This is a genomic window from Streptococcus sp. A23 (assembly GCF_043674155.1).
GTDB lineage: Bacteria > Bacillota > Bacilli > Lactobacillales > Streptococcaceae > Streptococcus > Streptococcus suis_V.
This window is the reverse complement of sequence record NZ_JBIMJP010000010.1, coordinates 40,377-56,808: the sequence shown is the minus strand read 5'-3', so window position 1 is coordinate 56,808 and position 16,432 is coordinate 40,377. Positions and strand designations below refer to the sequence as shown.

General features: G+C 46.5%; 17 protein-coding genes and 1 pseudogene. 14 read left to right on the top strand and 4 right to left on the bottom strand.

From position 1 onward, the window contains the following. Nucleotide 1 precedes the first annotated feature (1 nt). Nucleotides 2–643: an HAD family hydrolase gene (locus ACHBIE_RS06915; protein ID WP_394733030.1), complete on the bottom strand. Its 642-nt coding sequence runs from the start codon at nt 641–643 to the stop codon at nt 2–4. 36 nt (nt 644–679) lie between these two features. Then, the gene (locus ACHBIE_RS06910) at nt 680–1,639 is read right to left on the bottom strand and encodes an asparaginase (protein WP_394733029.1); all 960 of its coding nucleotides are present in this window, start codon (nt 1,637–1,639) and stop codon (nt 680–682) included. A 70-nt stretch (nt 1,640–1,709) separates the two neighbouring features. On the opposite strand from ACHBIE_RS06910, the pseudogene ACHBIE_RS06905 reads away from it, so the two are divergent. Next, nucleotides 1,710–3,072 (top strand): annotated as a pseudogene (locus tag ACHBIE_RS06905) (Cof-type HAD-IIB family hydrolase). A gap of 33 nt (nt 3,073–3,105) precedes the next feature. On the opposite strand, the gene ACHBIE_RS06900 reads toward ACHBIE_RS06905, so the two are convergent. Next, entirely contained in the window at nt 3,106–3,558 is a 453-nt protein-coding gene (locus tag ACHBIE_RS06900; RefSeq protein ID WP_257104870.1) for a universal stress protein, read from the bottom strand. A 312-nt stretch (nt 3,559–3,870) separates the two neighbouring features. Here ACHBIE_RS06900 and ACHBIE_RS06895 point away from each other — a divergent pair, with 312 nt between their 5' ends. Next, a complete protein-coding gene (locus ACHBIE_RS06895; RefSeq protein ID WP_394733028.1) occupies nt 3,871–5,085 on the top strand; it encodes a pyridoxal phosphate-dependent aminotransferase in 1,215 nt (404 codons plus the stop codon). 147 nt (nt 5,086–5,232) lie between these two features. On the opposite strand, the gene ACHBIE_RS06890 is transcribed toward ACHBIE_RS06895, so the two are convergent. Further along, the gene (locus ACHBIE_RS06890) at nt 5,233–6,588 is read right to left on the bottom strand and encodes an aspartate kinase (RefSeq protein ID WP_172009884.1); all 1,356 of its coding nucleotides are present in this window, start codon (nt 6,586–6,588) and stop codon (nt 5,233–5,235) included. A 145-nt stretch (nt 6,589–6,733) separates the two neighbouring features. Here ACHBIE_RS06890 and ACHBIE_RS06885 point away from each other — a divergent pair, with 145 nt between their 5' ends. The 12 genes from ACHBIE_RS06885 (at nt 6,734) to ACHBIE_RS06830 (ending at nt 16,430) form a co-directional block, all read left to right on the top strand. Further along, the gene (locus ACHBIE_RS06885) at nt 6,734–7,378 is read left to right on the top strand and encodes an HAD family phosphatase (RefSeq protein ID WP_105122932.1); all 645 of its coding nucleotides are present in this window, start codon (nt 6,734–6,736) and stop codon (nt 7,376–7,378) included. Between the two features lie 149 nt (nt 7,379–7,527). Next, nucleotides 7,528–8,319, top strand: a complete 792-nt coding sequence (locus ACHBIE_RS06880) for an enoyl-CoA hydratase (RefSeq protein ID WP_394733042.1) — start codon at nt 7,528–7,530, stop codon at nt 8,317–8,319. A 79-nt stretch (nt 8,320–8,398) separates the two neighbouring features. Beyond that, entirely contained in the window at nt 8,399–8,833 is a 435-nt protein-coding gene (locus ACHBIE_RS06875; protein WP_158455729.1) for a MarR family winged helix-turn-helix transcriptional regulator, read from the top strand. After that, nucleotides 8,830–9,807: a beta-ketoacyl-ACP synthase 3 gene (locus ACHBIE_RS06870; protein WP_172068193.1), complete on the top strand. Its 978-nt coding sequence runs from the start codon at nt 8,830–8,832 to the stop codon at nt 9,805–9,807. Before ACHBIE_RS06875 ends, ACHBIE_RS06870 begins: the two co-directional genes overlap by 4 nt. A 56-nt stretch (nt 9,808–9,863) precedes the next feature. Then, complete coding sequence (locus ACHBIE_RS06865) at nt 9,864–10,088, top strand: acyl carrier protein (RefSeq protein WP_105118537.1); 225 nt, start codon at nt 9,864–9,866, stop codon at nt 10,086–10,088. Between the two features lie 167 nt (nt 10,089–10,255). Then, nucleotides 10,256–11,221 (top strand): enoyl-[acyl-carrier-protein] reductase FabK, encoded by a 966-nt coding sequence (fabK, locus tag ACHBIE_RS06860; protein WP_394733027.1) that lies wholly within the window; start codon nt 10,256–10,258, stop codon nt 11,219–11,221. Nucleotide 11,222: 1 nt separating this feature from the next. Continuing rightward, entirely contained in the window at nt 11,223–12,143 is a 921-nt protein-coding gene (fabD, locus tag ACHBIE_RS06855) for an ACP S-malonyltransferase (protein ID WP_394733026.1), read from the top strand. A gap of 9 nt (nt 12,144–12,152) precedes the next feature. Next, on the top strand, nt 12,153–12,887 hold the full coding sequence (gene fabG, locus ACHBIE_RS06850) for a 3-oxoacyl-[acyl-carrier-protein] reductase (RefSeq protein WP_277939635.1): 735 nt from the start codon (nt 12,153–12,155) through the stop codon (nt 12,885–12,887). 13 nt (nt 12,888–12,900) lie between these two features. Next, the gene (gene fabF / locus ACHBIE_RS06845; RefSeq protein ID WP_105111574.1) at nt 12,901–14,136 is read left to right on the top strand and encodes a beta-ketoacyl-ACP synthase II; all 1,236 of its coding nucleotides are present in this window, start codon (nt 12,901–12,903) and stop codon (nt 14,134–14,136) included. Next, nucleotides 14,137–14,613, top strand: coding sequence for an acetyl-CoA carboxylase biotin carboxyl carrier protein (gene accB / locus ACHBIE_RS06840; protein ID WP_105122938.1), 477 nt, complete (start codon nt 14,137–14,139; stop codon nt 14,611–14,613). Then, nucleotides 14,610–15,032 carry a 3-hydroxyacyl-ACP dehydratase FabZ gene (fabZ, locus tag ACHBIE_RS06835; protein WP_024378919.1) on the top strand — a complete coding sequence of 141 codons (423 nt, stop codon included), beginning with the start codon at nt 14,610–14,612 and terminating at the stop codon, nt 15,030–15,032. Before accB ends, fabZ begins: the two co-directional genes overlap by 4 nt. A gap of 24 nt (nt 15,033–15,056) precedes the next feature. Continuing rightward, complete coding sequence (locus tag ACHBIE_RS06830; RefSeq protein WP_394733025.1) at nt 15,057–16,430, top strand: acetyl-CoA carboxylase biotin carboxylase subunit; 1,374 nt, start codon at nt 15,057–15,059, stop codon at nt 16,428–16,430. Nucleotides 16,431–16,432: the final 2 nt, after the last annotated feature.

The window sequence follows — 16,432 nt, the reverse complement described above, 5'->3', positions numbered from 1 at the left end:
TCTACCCCAACAAATCTTCCAGTTCTTCCACCGTTTGGACAATGTGGCTGGCACCAGCAGTTGTCAATTCCTCTCGGTCACCATAGCCATACAGGACACCGATACTGTCGAGCTGGTGTTGCTTGGCACCGATGACATCATGTTTACGGTCACCAATCATGACAGCTTTGCCATTGATTTTTTCCAGTTGGTCCAGCGCATAGGTAATAATCTGCCCCTTCTTGGTGCGCGTGTCATCCAAACTTGCGCCTGCAATGACTGTAAAATAGCGGTCCAATTCAAAATGAGCCAATATTTGTTTGGCAAAGATTTCTGGTTTTGAAGTGGCTATGAGGAGTGTTTTCCCTTGCTCTTGCAATTTGCCCAACAATTCCGGAATACCAGGATAGGGATGGTTTTCAAACATTCCCTTGCTGGTAAAATATTCCCGAAAATAATCGACTGCCTGCTGGGTTTCTGTCGCATTCAGTCCATAAAACTGGGCAAATGATTCGTAAAGAGGTGGTCCGATAAAGCGAGACAAGTGACTGGAATTGTCATCAGCAATGCCCATTTTTTCCAAGGCATAGGCAGCCGAATGGATAATGCCGGGACCAGAATCGGTCAATGTTCCGTCTAAGTCGAAGAGAAGCGTTTGGTACATAGGAACCTCCATTTTTATTGGTCCGTAAGACAAGTGTTATCCCTGTATATAGTCAGTCAATTCCTGATCCTTCAGACCTGCATTTAAGGCAATCAAGAGCTTGATTCTGGCTTTTTGAGCATTCAGCTCCTTGACAAAGAGGATACCTTCTTGCTCTAGTTGGATACCGCCTCCCTGGTAGGCGTAGACAGGCTCGGCAATACCGTTAAAGCAACGAGAAACCAGCACAATCGGAATTCCTGCTGCCAGCAAGCGGTGGATTGCTGGCAAGATAGATGGAGGCAGATTTCCAGCTCCAAGGGCCTCAATCACAAGGCCGGAAAGTTTACCAGGGTTTAGAGAATCAAGGAGAATGGTCTCCATATCTGCAAAAGCTTTGATGATAGGAATGGTTCCTGCAATTTCTGACAAATCAAAGCGAACACGTGGCTCAGCAGTTTTGAAAAAGAGGATTTCCCGTTTGGTTACAAGCCCCAGAGGACCGTGGGTCGGAGTCTGGAAAGTAGAAACATTTGTCGTATGGGTCTTGGTCACATATTTTGCGGCATGGATTTCATCGTTCATGACCAGCAGAACCCCCTTATCTGCCGCCTTTTCATCTGAGGCGACACGCAGGGCTGTCAGATAATTATAGACACCATCACTACCCAAATCATTGGAGGAGCGCATGGCCCCTGTGATAACAATCGGCTTTTGAGGAATGGCCATGGTATCCAAGAAATAGGCTGTCTCTTCCAAGGTATCGGTGCCATGAGTGATGACAAAGCCGTCAAATTCATCCGCCTGTCGCTTGATTTCTTGGTAGAGCGCCATCATGTGTTCCAATCGAATATGGGGACTTGGCAGATTCAAAAAATCAACAGACACTACCTGAATAGTGTCCAAGGGAGTAGAAAGACTGGCCATAGGATTGTGGGAACTAGAAGAGACGCTCCCCTGATTGTCGGTCTGCATAGAAATGGTTCCTCCAGTGTGGAGGGCCAGAATTTTTTTCATAAGTTTTCAGTTTCTTTCAAATCTGTGATATACTAATTGTAACATAATTCCAGGGAAGTAGGTGAGCTAGATGGCGGTAAAGGCAGTGTTTTTTGATATTGACGGAACCCTTCTGACCGATAATCGAATAGTCAGCAAATCCACCATCCAGGCTATCAATACCCTCAAAAAAAATGGCATTCTCGTGGGCTTGGCAACAGGCAGAGACCCCAACTTTGTCCTGAAATACATGGCCGGCCTATCGCTGGATCTGGCCATCACCTACAATGGCCAATATATTTTTTCAAGAGACCAAGTCCACTTTGCCCAAGCCTTGGATAGGGGAATATTGGAGATCTTTCTTGATTTGGTGGAGAGCAATCAGTGGGACTACTCACTTGGGCTGGGGACAGGAGTTGTAGGCAGTGGTATTATGAACGTAGGCACTGGTCACCTGGTCTACAGATTAACACGCATGATACCGAGCGCCTGGGCTGGTGGCATCAACTTCCTGATTAACCGCCTGGTTCGCAAGTTCCGTCCTAAGGATACAGATAAGATTCGTTCCTATCTGGATCAACCGGTTTATCAAGTCTTATTGTTGGCTACTGAGTCAGTGACCCAGCGCCTGGCCCTTCAATTCCCAACTCTTGGTTTTACCAGGTCCAGTGCCTATGCGGCAGATGTCATCAGCAAGGGCAATTCCAAACTGCAAGGCATTCAAAAATTGGGAGAAATCTATGGCTTTAATACGGAAGAAGTGATGGTTTTTGGGGATTCAAACAATGATTTGGAAATGTTAGCCGGTGTTCAGTATGCCATTGCCATGGGAAATGCTACCCAACAGGCCAAAGGGACGGCGACCTATGTGACAGATACTAATAATAAGGATGGTATTTATAAGGCCTTGGTGCACTTTGGTCTCGTGGAGGAGAAGAATGTTGACTAGTAAGGATGCCAATGTTAATGCTGTTCGTGACTTTCACAAGGCTATGGATGGCACACTTCAGGAAATTCCCCAGGCATTTGATGGGAATACGGCCTTTTACAGGGCTAGTTTCAAGTTGGAGGAGCTGGTCGAATTTTTACAGGCAGCCTCATCGGACCAGGCAGATTTTGACCGTAAGGTCCAGGGCCTGCACCAGCAACTCGACAAGGCAGTGGCAAAAGTTACCAGTAAAGGAAGTCCAGGTCTCTCATTGGTTGGTCAGGTCGATGCCCTGATGGACTTGCTCTATTTTACTTACGGTTCCTTTGTTTTGGTAGGAGTTGACCCCAAACCCATTTTCGATATTGTCCACCAGGCTAATATGGGTAAGCTTTTTCCGGATGGTAAGGCCCATTACGACCCTGTTTCCCACAAAATATTGAAGCCAGAGGGCTGGGAGGAGCGTTTTGCACCAGAAGGGAAAATTCAAGACGAACTAGACAGACAAAAAGGCAGAAAATTCTAATGCGATTCTCTGCCTTTCAATTTATCTAGATGTTTATAGACTTTTTTCTGGATTGCGCACAATCAAGATGTCAATGTCTGTGTGGCGCATGATGTATTCAGAAGAAGAGCCGATGAGCAGTCGCTCGAAGGTGTTGAGACCAGTCGCTCCCAGTAGCATCAAATCGGCACCAGCCTCTTGTGGAATGTTTGTGGAGAGTAAGGTCTTGGGATTGCCAAACTCAACGATAGTGGCAATGTCTGTCAAGCCTGCATCGGTAGCCCACTTTTTATAATTTCCTAAAAGAGTTTCGGCCTCTTTTTCAAGAGATTCGTAGATGGATGCGTCAAAAGCTACGACATTATGTAGGGCTCTGGTGTCGATGACATGGGCAATGGTCATTTTTGCCTGATTGCGTTTAGCAACTTGAATGGCTTTTTGCAAAGCAACTTCGGCATTTGTTGAACCATCAACAGCAACTAAAATAGATTGATAGGTTTGTGACATGATTCTTACCTCCTTTTAGACGATTTTTGTAAGGGAATATTATACATTTATATTATAAGGTATTTTACAAAAAATGTAAAGTATTTATTGATAGATGGAGAAAAATAATATAAGCAACCGTAAATGATAGTCAGATTGCAGTGTCCAGAGACAGATAGAGTGTTCATGTCATTCGAGTAGTATCATTTCCCTACATTTCCTGCGATTTATAACATTTAGTGATAGATTTACTATGAAAATGATTGCTAAAATGACCAAATTCCATTATGATAGTAGTATTCATAGACTCAAGAAAGTTGAGGAGGTATAGTCATGAGACAATTTGAAAAGTCAACAAAGCTCGAACATGTTGCTTACGATATCCGTGGTCCAGTCTTGGAGGAAGCTATGCGCATGCGGGCAAATGGTGAGAAGATTCTCCGCTTGAACACAGGAAATCCAGCTGAATTTGGTTTTACGGCGCCAGATGAGGTTATTCACGACTTGATTCACAATGCCCGTAAATCAGAAGGCTATTCCGACAGTAAGGGGATTTTTTCTGCCCGTAAGGCCATCATGCAGTATTGCCAGGTCAAGAAGTTTCCAAATGTTGACATTGATGACATTTACATAGGAAATGGAGTTAGTGAACTGATTACCATGTCTATGCAGGGTTTGCTAGACAATGGAGACCAGGTCCTGGTGCCAATGCCCGACTATCCACTTTGGACAGCGGCAGTTAGCCTGGCAGGTGGCGATGCGATCCATTATCTCTGTGACGAGGGGGCAGATTGGTATCCAGATTTGGACGATATTCGTTCAAAAATCACAAGCCGCACCAAGGCGATTGTCCTGATTAACCCCAATAACCCAACAGGTGCCCTTTATCCCAAAGAATTATTGTTGGAGATTGTAGAGATTGCCCGCCAGCATGAGCTCATCATTTTCTCGGATGAAATCTATGACCGCATGGTTTTTGACGGCGCAGTCCATATCCCAATTGCTTCATTGGCCCCAGATGTTTTTGTCGTGACTATGAATGGTCTGTCCAAATCCCATCGTATCTGTGGCTTCCGTGTGGGCTGGATGGTCCTATCAGGTCCTAAAAAGCATGTGAAAGGCTATATCGAGGGGCTCAATATGTTGTCCAACATGCGGCTCTGTTCCAATGTCCTGGCTCAGCAAGTTGTCCAAACTTCGCTTGGAGGCTACCAATCAGTCGATGAATTGTTGATACCTGGTGGCCGACTTTATGAGCAGAGAGAATTCATCACCAAGGCTATCCAAGATATTCCAGGGCTTTCAGCTATCAAGCCTAAGGCAGGCCTCTATATCTTCCCGAAAATTGATCGTGAAATGTACCGGATTGATGATGACGAGCAGTTTGTGTTGGACTTCCTCAAGCAAGAAAAGGTTCTCTTGGTCCATGGTCGTGGATTTAACTGGAAGGATCCAGACCACTTCCGTATTGTCTACCTTCCACGTGTAGACGAACTAGCAGAAATCCAAGAAAAAATGACCCGCTTCTTGGCCCAATATCGTAGATAAAAAATAAGCTCAAACCGTTTAGGTGAGAGCTTATTTTTGTGGGATGATGTGAGAGGGATTAGGTAGAATCCTTGCGGTGACTAAAATAAATTTGATTCATACACTATCTGTTTCATTTGTATGTCCAGTATGGAACTGAAAAAATTCTTATTTACCCTCAAAAAATGCTGTGTAAAGTGCCTGTAGGGCCTGCTCTTTTTGTTCTGTTTTGACAACAAACATGACAGAAACTTCGCTGGCACCTTGTGAAATCATGGCCAGGTTGACATTCTGGTTAGATAGGGCAGTCGTTGCTGTGGCTGTTACACCGACATGGCTCTTCATGTTCTCACCAACAATCATGATGGTGGATAGGCCACGCTCGATTTCAGCCTTATCAACCTCCAGCTGCGTTTTGAGCTGGCGAAGGATTTCAGCTTCCTTGATAGGGGTCAATTCGCGGCCACGGAGTACGATGGACAGGTCGTCGATACCAGTCGGCATGTGCTCGAAACGAATATTCAAGTCTTCTAAAATTTGTAGGACCTTGCGACCAAAACCAACTTCACGGTTCATCAGGTACTTGGAAATGTTGATACTTGTGAAATCATCATCTGCTGCAATTCCGACAACAGGCAGGGTCTGGTCAGTATGCTCCAGGACGATTTGGGTGCCTGGGTGGCTAGGGTTATTCGTGTTTTTGATAACCAAAGGAATACGTCCACGGTAGGCAGGTAGGAGGGCTTCGTCATGAAGGACGGAGAAACCTGCATAGGCCAATTCACGCATCTCACGGTAAGTTAATTCCTTGATAGAATGTGGATTTTTGATGATACCAGGATGGGCAGCAAAAATGCCGTCAACATCGGTAAAGTTCTCGTAGAGGTCGGCTTTGACACCGGCCGCTACGATAGAGCCTGTAATGTCCGAACCACCACGGGAGAAGGTACAGATTTGATTGTCGATGGTCACACCGAAAAAGCCAGGGATAATCAAGACCTCATCCGCATCGCGCAATTCTTCAATCTTATCATAGCTAGACGGTAGGATACGGGCATTTCCAGGTTCTGAGCTGACAATGATACCAGCTTTCTTAGGGTGGACATAGCGGGCAGGCAGTCCTTTTTGGGTAAAATATTCTGCAATCAGCTTGGCATTGTTGTCCTCGCCGGCCGCTAGGAATGCGTCGTAAAGAAATTCATTATTTTCAATCGGCAGGGTCGCCAGAGCCTTGATGCTGTCAGCAATCTTCGCCATGCTTTTAGCTATAAAACCAAGCTCGTCAACCATAGCCTGGTAACGATTGATAATCCATTCTTGGCTGGCTGTCACATCCTTGCCGCTTGTATATTCCTTGTAGTATTTAATCAGAGCGTCTGTCACTTTCGTATCTTCGGCATTGCGTTTACCTGGTGCTGATACGACAACAAAACGGCGCTCAGGGTCCGATTGAACGATGCTAAATACTTTTTCTAATTGGCTGGCAGACGCGAGCGAGCTACCTCCAAATTTGGTTACTTTCATAAGAATCTCCTCAGATATTTTTTACTATTATAGCAGAAGATGGGGGCTTTGTCAGTATTTTCTGGGAAATTTTCAGAATTTATTGAAAATTACATTCATGAAACTTTCTGGGAATTGTGGTAAACTAGTGGAAAGAGGAGAAAGCATGGTAAAAGCAATTATTTTTGATATGGATGGAGTCCTGTTTGATACAGAGACCTTTTATTTCCAGAGACGCATCGATTTTTTAGCGACCAAGGGACTGTCGGTCGATCACCTGGACCCAAGTATTTTTGTGGGTGGCAGGGCCAGTCAAATGTGGCGTCGGATTTTGGCGAATGACTTTGACAAGTGGGATGTGCCTGCCTTGGAAAAGGAGTACCGTATATATAAGGAAAACCGGCCGACACCCTATGGTCAGCGGCTTTTTCCTGATGTCAAACAAGTCTTGCAGGCTTTGACAGACAAGAGCGTACCTCTGGTATTGGCCTCCAATACGGACAGGGAAGAAATCGAACGTGCCTTGGAAGAAGCTGGAATTAGACCTTATTTTAAACAGGTCTTTTCAGCCATGGAATGCGGAGCGCCCAAGCCAGCTCCGGATGTCTACAATCTCGCAGCCCAGGCGACTGGGGTGGACAAATCAGAGATTGTGGTCTTTGAAGACAGTGCAAAAGGCATCGCGGCAGCAAAAGCAGCAGGCTTGATGGTCTGGGCCATCCGAGACCAGCATTATGGCATTGACCAGAGTCAAGCAGATCGCTTGGTGGACAATTTGAGCCAAGGATTGAGAGAATTGGACAAGATGTAAGAGGGTTGGCGAGAGCCAGCCTTTTTCCGATGTCACACTTCTTTTCTGGTAAGGACGTGACAAAATGATTTTCTGTGCTAGAATGGATAACAAGAAAGATGTGGTTTGCTTTTCAAACTATTTCATCTTCAAATGAAGTGGAGCAGGCGATGACCTATCAAACAATTACCTATGATGTTCGAGACGGAATAGCCCTTCTGACCCTCAATCGTCCAGATGTGGCCAATGGCTTTAACATTCCCATGTGTGAGGAAATTTTGGCAGCGATTGACGCAGTTGATCGAGATGCTACTGTGAAAATCCTGCAAATTCAGGCCCAGGGCTCTGTTTTCTCGGTCGGTGGCGACTTGGTCGAGATGAAGCGGGCAGTGGATGAGGATGATATTCCTTCTCTTGTAAAAATAGCAGAGCTGGTCAATGATATCTCATTCGCTATCAAGAAATTGCCAAAGATTGTCATCATGGTGACCGATGGAGCTGTCGCTGGTGCGGCGGCCAACATGTCAGTAGCAGCAGATTTCGTGATTGCCTCTACTAAAACAAAATTTATCCAGGCCTTTGTCGGAGTGGGTCTGGCACCTGATGCCGGCGGGCTCTTTCTCCTCAGTCGGGCAATTGGTGCCAATCGGGCTAGCCAATTAGCCATGACAGGCCAAGGCTTGTCTGCTGATAAGGCCCTGGACTATGGCATCGTTTACAAATTGTCCGAACCTGAAAAGCTGGAAAAAACAGTCGCTCAGGTCATCAAAAAACTGTTACGAGGCTCTGTTAACTCTTACGCCGCCATCAAGCAGCTGGTCTGGGAAAGCCAGTTCAAGGACTGGGAAACCTATCGCAAGTTAGAATTGCAGTTGCAGGAGGAATTGGCCTTCAAGGAAGATTTCAAGGAAGGTGTACGTGCCCATGCAGAGCGGAGAAGACCCGTTTTCACAGGAAGGTAATCAGTATTTTCCAAAAAAACATTTGACAATCAAAATATTCTGGAGTATACTTTGACTATCAAAGTAAAGGAGGCTAGTTTTGGAAGATCCAAAAATCAATGAATATCTAACGGCAATTTTTAACAATGTCCTGGTCATTCAGGAAAACAGCCTCCGCAAGAGTCGTTTCAACGACATATCCATTAAGGAAATGCACACCATCGATGAGATTGGTGACAAAAAGGGAGCGACACCGAGTGATATCGCTCGGGCTTTGATGGTCACGCTTGGAACGGTGACAACCAGTCTTAACAACTTGGAGCGCAAGGGCTATATCGAACGTGTCCGATCTACTAAGGATAGACGAGTTGTTCATCTCTATCTGACCAAGAAAGGTCGGCTGGTCTATCGTTTGCACCAACGGTTTCATAATGAAATGGTCAAGCAGATTACAGACGGGATGGACGAGGCAGAATATCAAGTGATGAAAAAAGGGCTCTACAAACTCTATAATTTCTTGGAGGATCTGAAATGAGAACCTTCACTAAAATCAGTCAGGTTGCCCACTATGTTCCGAAGCAGATCGTGAGCAATGATGATTTAGCTCAGATTATGGATACCAGTGATGATTGGATTTCCTCACGGACAGGTATTGGTCAAAGACGAATTTCTCTTGATGAGGACACCAGTGACTTGGCCAGTCGGGTTGCCCAAGACCTGCTAGACAAGTCAGGTGTAATTGCTGATGAAATTGACTTTATCATCGTCGCAACTATTACATCGGACTCAACCATGCCCTCAACAGCAGCTCGCGTTCAAGCGACAATTGGTGCGAAGAAGGCATTTGCCTATGACCTAGTCGCAGCATGTTCGGGCTTCGTTTTCGCCCTGTCCACCGCTGACAAACTAATCTCCTCTGGTATCTACCAAAAGGGGATTGTGATTGGAGCGGAGGTCTTGTCCAAGACAGTTGACTGGACAGATCGCGGGACGGCAGTTTTGTTTGGAGATGGAGCTGGTGGTGTTTTGCTAGAGGCCAGTTCGGAGCAACATTTTCTAGCAGAAATCAATCGAACGGACGGCAGTCGTGGCCTTAGTCTAACCTCTGGCAAGACGGGTCTGTATTCTCCCTTCTCGAAAGAGGGAGGTAACCAGCCCTATTTGCAGATGGACGGTAGAGCGATTTTCGAGTTTGCTGTTCGCGATGTGACCAAGACCATTGCAGAGCTACTAGACAGTCAGGGGTTGACTGGTGATGAGGTGGACTATTTCTTGCTTCATCAGGCCAACAGTCGAATCTTAGACAAGATGGCACGCAAGCTGGGCCTTGGTATTGAGAAATTTCCAGCCAATATGATGCACTATGGCAATACCAGTGCGGCCAGCATTCCTATTCTCCTTTCGGAGTGTGTGGAGGCAGGTAGTCTGCGGTTGGACAGTGGCCAGACAGTCGTTCTGGCAGGCTTTGGTGGCGGGCTGACTTGGGGTACGCTACTACTGAAACTTTAGTTAATTCCTTGCCTCTGGCAAGATTAAAATATTTTTTTATAAAAAGGAGCACTATCATGGCAGTATTTGAAAAAGTACAAGAAATCATCGTTGAAGAATTGGGTAAGGATGCTGAAGAAGTAACCCTTACAACAACTTTTGAAGATTTGGACGCAGATTCATTGGATCTTTTCCAAGTAATCTCTGAAATCGAAGATGCATTCGACATCCAAATCGACACAGAAGAAGGATTGACAACTGTAGGCGAATTGGTTGCTTACGTTGAAGAAAAAACTAAATAAGATTTCAAGAGAAAAGTGCTAGTGAGCATTTTTCTTTAGGTTAATAGTTTGATATTCAAAACATTGGAGCACCAAACTAATTATTAAGTGAGGGCGTTGCCCTCGCTTGTTTAGCTAATGGTTTGATGTTCAAATGATTAGCTAAGCAAATAAAGATTGAGGGAACTATGAAAACAAAGATTACAGAATTATTGAACATTGATTATCCGATTTTCCAAGGTGGTATGGCCTGGGTGGCTGACGGTGACTTGGCTGGTGCGGTTTCAAATGCTGGTGGTTTAGGCATCATTGGTGGGGGTAATGCTCCCAAGGAAGTTGTCAAGGCAAATATTGATAAAGTCAAGTCCATCACAGACAAGCCTTTCGGTGTCAATATCATGCTCCTATCGCCGTTTGCAGATGACATTGTTGACCTAGTTATCGAAGAAGGTGTCAAGGTGGTGACAACGGGTGCGGGCAACCCTGGAAAATACATGGAACGCTTGCACGCAGCTGGTATTACGGTTATTCCAGTGGTTCCAAGTGTCGCTTTGGCTAAACGCATGGAAAAATTAGGAGTGGATGCCGTCATCGCTGAAGGGATGGAAGCAGGTGGTCACATCGGTAAATTGACAACCATGACCTTGGTTCGTCAGGTTGTGGATGCCGTATCCATTCCTGTTATCGCAGCAGGTGGTATCGCAGACGGTGCAGGTGCTGCCGCAGCCTTTATGTTGGGGGCAGAAGCAATTCAGGTGGGAACACGTTTTGTCATTGCCAAGGAGTCAAATGCCCACCAAGCATACAAGGAAAAAGTTCTCAAGGCTAAGGATATTGACACAACAGTATCGGCATCCGTTGTAGGTCACTCGGTGCGTGCGATTAAGAACAAGCTTTCGACAGCCTATGCGGCTGCGGAAAAAGACTTCCTTGCTGGGAAAATTTCAGCAGAATCCATTGAAGAATTAGGTGCAGGTGCCCTTCGAAATGCCGTTGTAGATGGTGATGTGGTCAATGGTTCGGTCATGGCAGGTCAGATTGCTGGCTTGGTGACTAAGGAAGAAACCTGTGAAGAAATTTTGAAAGATTTATATTTTGGAGCTGCCAAGGTGATTCGTAAAGAGGCGAATCGCTGGGCTTCCGTTGGAGAATAAGATGACAAAAACAGCCTTTCTATTTGCAGGTCAGGGGGCTCAGACACTTGGTATGGCCCGTGACCTCTATGATACCTATCCCATTGTCAAGGAAACTTACGACCAGGCTAGTCAGATTCTGGGCTATGATGTGCGGGACTTGATTGACCATCAGGAAGATAAGCTCAACCAGACCCGCTATACCCAACCTGCGATTTTGACAACCTCCCTTGCCATTTATCGTTTATTGGCAGAAAAAGGGATTAAACCTGACATGGTGGCTGGTTTGTCCTTGGGAGAATATGCCGCTTTGGTTGCTTCTGGTGCTCTGGCCTTTGAAGAAGCCATTGCCTTGATTGCCAAACGAGGGGAGTTTATGGAAACGGCCGCACCAGCAGGGACTGGTAAGATGGTCGCTGTCCTCAATGCAGATGTCAGCTTGATCGAAGAAGTCTGTTCGTCAGTTACCTCTGGGATTGTTTCCCCAGCCAACTATAATACACCGGCCCAAATCGTCATCGGAGGCGAGGTGGCTGCTGTGGATGAGGCAGTGGAAGCCTTGAAAGCGGCGGGTGTCAAACGCATGATTCCCCTCAATGTATCGGGGCCTTTCCATACGGCTCTCTTGCGTCCAGCTTCGGAGCAATTGGCTCAAGCTCTGGAAGAGGTGGAGTTTGCAGACTTCCAAGTAGAGTTAGTTGGCAATACCGAAGCCAAGGTCATGAAACTAGAGGATATCAAGTCCCTCTTGACCCGTCAGGTCATGGAACCTGTCCGTTTTTATGAGTCCATTGCAACTATGCAGGCGGCTGGTGTGACCAAGTTTATCGAAATCGGTCCAGGTAAGGTTTTGGCAGGCTTTATCAAGAAAATTGATAAGACAGCCGAGGTGGTGACAGTAGAAGATGTGGCAAGTCTAGAAGGCTTGTTGACTAGCCAATAAGGAGAAAACATGGAACTTACCAATAAAAATGTGTTTGTGACAGGTTCAAGTCGTGGAATCGGCTTGGCCATTGCCCATAAGTTTGCCAGTCTTGGTGCCAATGTGGTGCTGAATGGTCGTGGTCAGTTGGGGCAGGACTTGCTGGATAGCTTTTCAAGCTACGGTGTTAAAGTTGTGGCGATTTCAGGAGATATTTCTAGCTCGGCAGATGCCAAACGGATGGTGGCTGAGGCAGTTGAGGCTCTCGGTAGCGTCGATATCTTGGTCAATAATGCAGGGATTACCAAAGACGGTATGGCCTTGCGAATGACGGAAGAGGATTTCGAGAGCGTTTTGAGTATCAATCTAACAGGTACCTTTAACATGACCCAGGCTGTTTTGAAACCGATGACCAAGGCACGTGAAGGGGCTATTATCAACCTTTCCAGTGTGGTCGGTTTGACAGGGAATGCTGGTCAGGCCAACTATGCCGCTTCTAAGGCAGGTGTGATCGGCTTTACAAAATCCATTGCTCGTGAAGTCGCTGGTCGAAATGTCCGTGTCAATGCCATCGCACCAGGCTTTATCCAGTCAGATATGACAGATGTCCTGTCTGATAAGATTAAAGAAGCTATGTTGGGACAAATTCCTATGAAACGTTTCGGTTTAACGGAAGAAGTAGCGGATGTAGCTGTGTTCTTGGCCAAGCAAGAGTATCTGACAGGTCAGGTCATTGCCATTGATGGCGGTTTGACCATGCAATAAGAGAGGTTTGAAAATGACAAAACTAAATCGTGTAGTGGTGACAGGCTACGGTCTGACATCTCCAATTGGAAATACGCCAGAAGAATTCTGGGATAGCTTGGTCAATGGCAAGATTGGTATTGGAAAGATTACCAAATTTGACACTAGCCAATACACTGTCCATAATGCGGCAGAAATCAAGGATTTTCCTTTCGACAAATACTTCGTTAAAAAAGATACTAACCGCTACGACAACTACTCCCTCTATGCTCTTTATGCGGCTCAAGAGGCAGTAGCCAATGCCAATCTTGATACAGAAGCAGTTGACAGCGATCGTTTCGGTGTTATCTTGTCAACAGGGATCGGTGGGATTTTGGAAATCGAGGAGCAGGTTGCTCGGATGAATGAAAAAGGTCCAAAACGGATTCGTCCTATGGCACTTCCGAAGGCTTTGCCAAACATGGCGGCAGGAAATATTGCCATGCAGGTCGGTGCCAATGGTGTCTGCAAGTGTGTCATAACGGCCTGTGCTTCGTCAAATGATGCCTTGGGTGAAGCCTTCCGTGAAATCAAGTTTGGCTTCCAAGATGTTATGTTGGCAGGTGGTTCAGAAGCGGCTATAACTCCCTTTGCCATCGGTGGCTTCCAGGCTTTGACAGCTATGTCGACAACTGAGGATCCAAGTCGTGCTTCCATTCCTTTTGACAAGGACCGCAATGGTTTTGTAATGGGAGAAGGTGCTGCGGTCTTGGTCTTGGAAAGTTTGGAGCATGCAGAGGCGCGTGGGGCAACCATCTTGGCTGAAATCGTCGGCTATGGAAATACCTGCGATGCCCACCACATGACCTCTCCACACCCAGAAGGTTTGGGTGCTATTAAGGCTATGAAGTTGGCCATTTCAGAAGCAGGTCTAGAGCCAGCTGATATTGACTACATCAATGCCCATGGAACTTCGACACCGGCTAATGAAAAAGGGGAAAGCCAAGCTATCGTATCCGTCTTCGGCAAGAACACGCCAGTTTCTTCCACTAAGTCCTTCACTGGTCACTTGTTGGGGGCAGCGGGTGCCGTTGAAGCGGCGGCTGTTATTGAGGCGATGCGTCATTCTCATGCACCTAAGACAGCAGGTACGACGGAGTTGTCTGACTACATCGAGGCAGATGTCATCTATGGTCAAGGTCGTGACATGGAAATCCGTCATGCCATTTCAAATACATTTGGCTTTGGTGGGCATAATTCAGTCATCGCTTTCAAACGTTGGGAGGCCTAAGTGAATATTACAGAAATTAAGGACCTGATGAGTCAGTTTGACCAGTCAAGTTTGCGAGAATTTTCATATAGCAATGCTGGGGAAACCTTGCATTTCAGTAAAAACCAGCAGGCGACAGTGGCTCCAAGTCCAATCGTAGAAGCTCCGCTTGCTCCAGTAGCTCCTGCAAGCCCAGCCCCTGTGCCAGCAGTTGAAACCAGTGAGCCAGCTCCAGTAGAAGCCAGCTCAGCCCTTGCGGCAGAGGGGGCGGTAGTGGAAAGTCCACTTGTTGGTGTGGCCTATTTGTCACCAGCCCCAGACAAGCCAGCCTTTGTAGCAGTTGGTGATACGGTCAAAAAGGGGCAGACCCTCATGATTATCGAAGCCATGAAGGTCATGAATGAAGTGCCTGCTGATCGTGATGGTGTGGTCACAGAGATTTTGGTGGCCAACCAGGATGTTGTAGAATTTGGACAAGGATTGGTACGCATCAAATGATTGATATTTTGAAAATTAAAGAGGCTCTTCCTCATCGCTACCCTATGCTCCTGGTCGATCGTGTCCTTGAAGTATCAGAAGATGAGATTGTCGCCCTTAAAAATGTGACCATTAACGAGCCCTTCTTCAACGGGCATTTTCCAGACTATCCTGTTATGCCAGGAGTTCTCATCATGGAGGCTTTGGCTCAAACCGCAGGTGTCTTGGAGTTATCCAAGGAAGAAAACAAGGGCAAGCTGGTCTTTTATGCCGGCATGGATAAGGTTAAATTTAAGAAGCAAGTTGTACCTGGTGACCAGTTGATTATGACAGCTAAATTTGTCAAACGCCGTGGAACCATTGCGGTTGTTGAAGCAAAGGCAGAGGTGGACGGAAAACTGGCTGCGTCGGGGGTATTAACCTTTGCCATTGGAAAATAGTATCTAAAGGAGATAGGATTCATCATGTTTGAGAAGATTTTGATTGCCAATCGTGGTGAGATTGCGGTGCGGATTATTCGTGCGGCCAGAGAGCTTGGGATTGCGACCGTGGCTGTCTATTCAGAGGCGGACAAGGAAGCTCTCCACACCATGTTGGCAGATGAGGCTGTCTGTATCGGCCCAGCCCGTTCGACAGACTCCTATCTCAATATGCAGGCAGTCATCTCGGCGGCTGTTGTGACAGGTGCCCAGGCCATTCATCCTGGCTTTGGATTTTTGAGTGAAAACTCTAAGTTCGCCACCCTTTGTGAAGAGGTTGGTATCAAATTTATCGGGCCTTCTGGGACGGTCATGGATACCATGGGCGATAAAATCAATGCACGTGCAGAGATGATTAAGGCTCAAGTGCCTGTCATTCCAGGATCAGACGGTGAAGTTTTGACCAGCCAAGAAGCCCTTGAAATCGCTGAAAAGATTGGTTATCCAGTCATGCTCAAAGCATCGGCAGGAGGTGGCGGTAAGGGGATTCGGAAGGTTGAAAAAGCCGAAGACCTAGTGCCTGCCTTTGAATCGGCTTCCAGCGAAGCCAAGGCAGCCTTTGGCAACGGAGCCATGTATATGGAGCGTGTCGTCTATCCAGCCCGCCACATCGAAGTACAGATTTTGGCGGACCAGCACGGTCATGTCATCCATCTGGGAGAACGGGATTGTTCCCTTCAACGCAACAACCAGAAGGTCTTGGAAGAAGCTCCGTCGATTGCTATCGGCCACACTATGCGGGACCGTATCGGTCAAGCAGCAGTGCGGGCTACCCAATCAGTTGGCTATGAAAATGCGGGAACTATTGAGTTCCTCTTGGACGAAGCCAAGGGCGAATTTTACTTCATGGAAATGAACACACGGGTGCAGGTGGAACATCCTGTTACCGAATTTGTTACCGGTGTGGATATTGTCAAGGAGCAAATCAAGATTGCGGCTGGTCAGGAACTCAGTGTCCGCCAAGAAGATGTGAAGATTACAGGTCATGCCATTGAATGCCGCATCAATGCTGAAAATCCAGCCTTCAATTTTGCTCCAAGTCCAGGTAAGATTTCCAATCTCTACCTGCCAAGCGGAGGAGTCGGTCTGCGTGTAGACTCAGCTGTTTACCCAGGCTATACCATTCCGCCTTACTATGATTCCATGATTGCCAAGGTCATCGTGCATGGGGAAAATCGTTTTGAAGCCCTGATGAAGATGCAGCGAGCCCTCTACGAATTGGAAATTGACGGAGTGGTGACCAATACCGACTTCCAGCTGGACTTGATTTCCGACAAGCGAGTGGTGGCAGGTGACTACGATACTGCCTATCTCATGGAAGAATTTTTACCTCGCTATCAGGAAGAATTAAAAAAGTAAAC

Excerpts from the sequence above, each read along its gene's own strand:
- ACHBIE_RS06915 (WP_394733030.1), bottom strand. The coding sequence starts at position 643 with ATGTACCAAACGCTTCTCTTCGACTTAGACGGAACATTGACCGATTCT.
- ACHBIE_RS06910 (WP_394733029.1), bottom strand. The coding sequence starts at position 1,639 with ATGAAAAAAATTCTGGCCCTCCACACTGGAGGAACCATTTCTATGCAG.
- ACHBIE_RS06900 (WP_257104870.1), bottom strand. The coding sequence starts at position 3,558 with ATGTCACAAACCTATCAATCTATTTTAGTTGCTGTTGATGGTTCAACA.
- ACHBIE_RS06895 (WP_394733028.1), top strand. The coding sequence starts at position 3,871 with ATGAGACAATTTGAAAAGTCAACAAAGCTCGAACATGTTGCTTACGAT.
- ACHBIE_RS06890 (WP_172009884.1), bottom strand. The coding sequence starts at position 6,588 with ATGAAAGTAACCAAATTTGGAGGTAGCTCGCTCGCGTCTGCCAGCCAA.
- ACHBIE_RS06885 (WP_105122932.1), top strand. The coding sequence starts at position 6,734 with ATGGTAAAAGCAATTATTTTTGATATGGATGGAGTCCTGTTTGATACA.
- ACHBIE_RS06880 (WP_394733042.1), top strand. The coding sequence starts at position 7,528 with ATGACCTATCAAACAATTACCTATGATGTTCGAGACGGAATAGCCCTT.
- ACHBIE_RS06870 (WP_172068193.1), top strand. The coding sequence starts at position 8,830 with ATGAGAACCTTCACTAAAATCAGTCAGGTTGCCCACTATGTTCCGAAG.
- ACHBIE_RS06865 (WP_105118537.1), top strand. The coding sequence starts at position 9,864 with ATGGCAGTATTTGAAAAAGTACAAGAAATCATCGTTGAAGAATTGGGT.
- fabK (WP_394733027.1), top strand. The coding sequence starts at position 10,256 with ATGAAAACAAAGATTACAGAATTATTGAACATTGATTATCCGATTTTC.
- fabD (WP_394733026.1), top strand. The coding sequence starts at position 11,223 with ATGACAAAAACAGCCTTTCTATTTGCAGGTCAGGGGGCTCAGACACTT.
- fabG (WP_277939635.1), top strand. The coding sequence starts at position 12,153 with ATGGAACTTACCAATAAAAATGTGTTTGTGACAGGTTCAAGTCGTGGA.
- fabF (WP_105111574.1), top strand. The coding sequence starts at position 12,901 with ATGACAAAACTAAATCGTGTAGTGGTGACAGGCTACGGTCTGACATCT.
- fabZ (WP_024378919.1), top strand. The coding sequence starts at position 14,610 with ATGATTGATATTTTGAAAATTAAAGAGGCTCTTCCTCATCGCTACCCT.
- ACHBIE_RS06830 (WP_394733025.1), top strand. The coding sequence starts at position 15,057 with ATGTTTGAGAAGATTTTGATTGCCAATCGTGGTGAGATTGCGGTGCGG.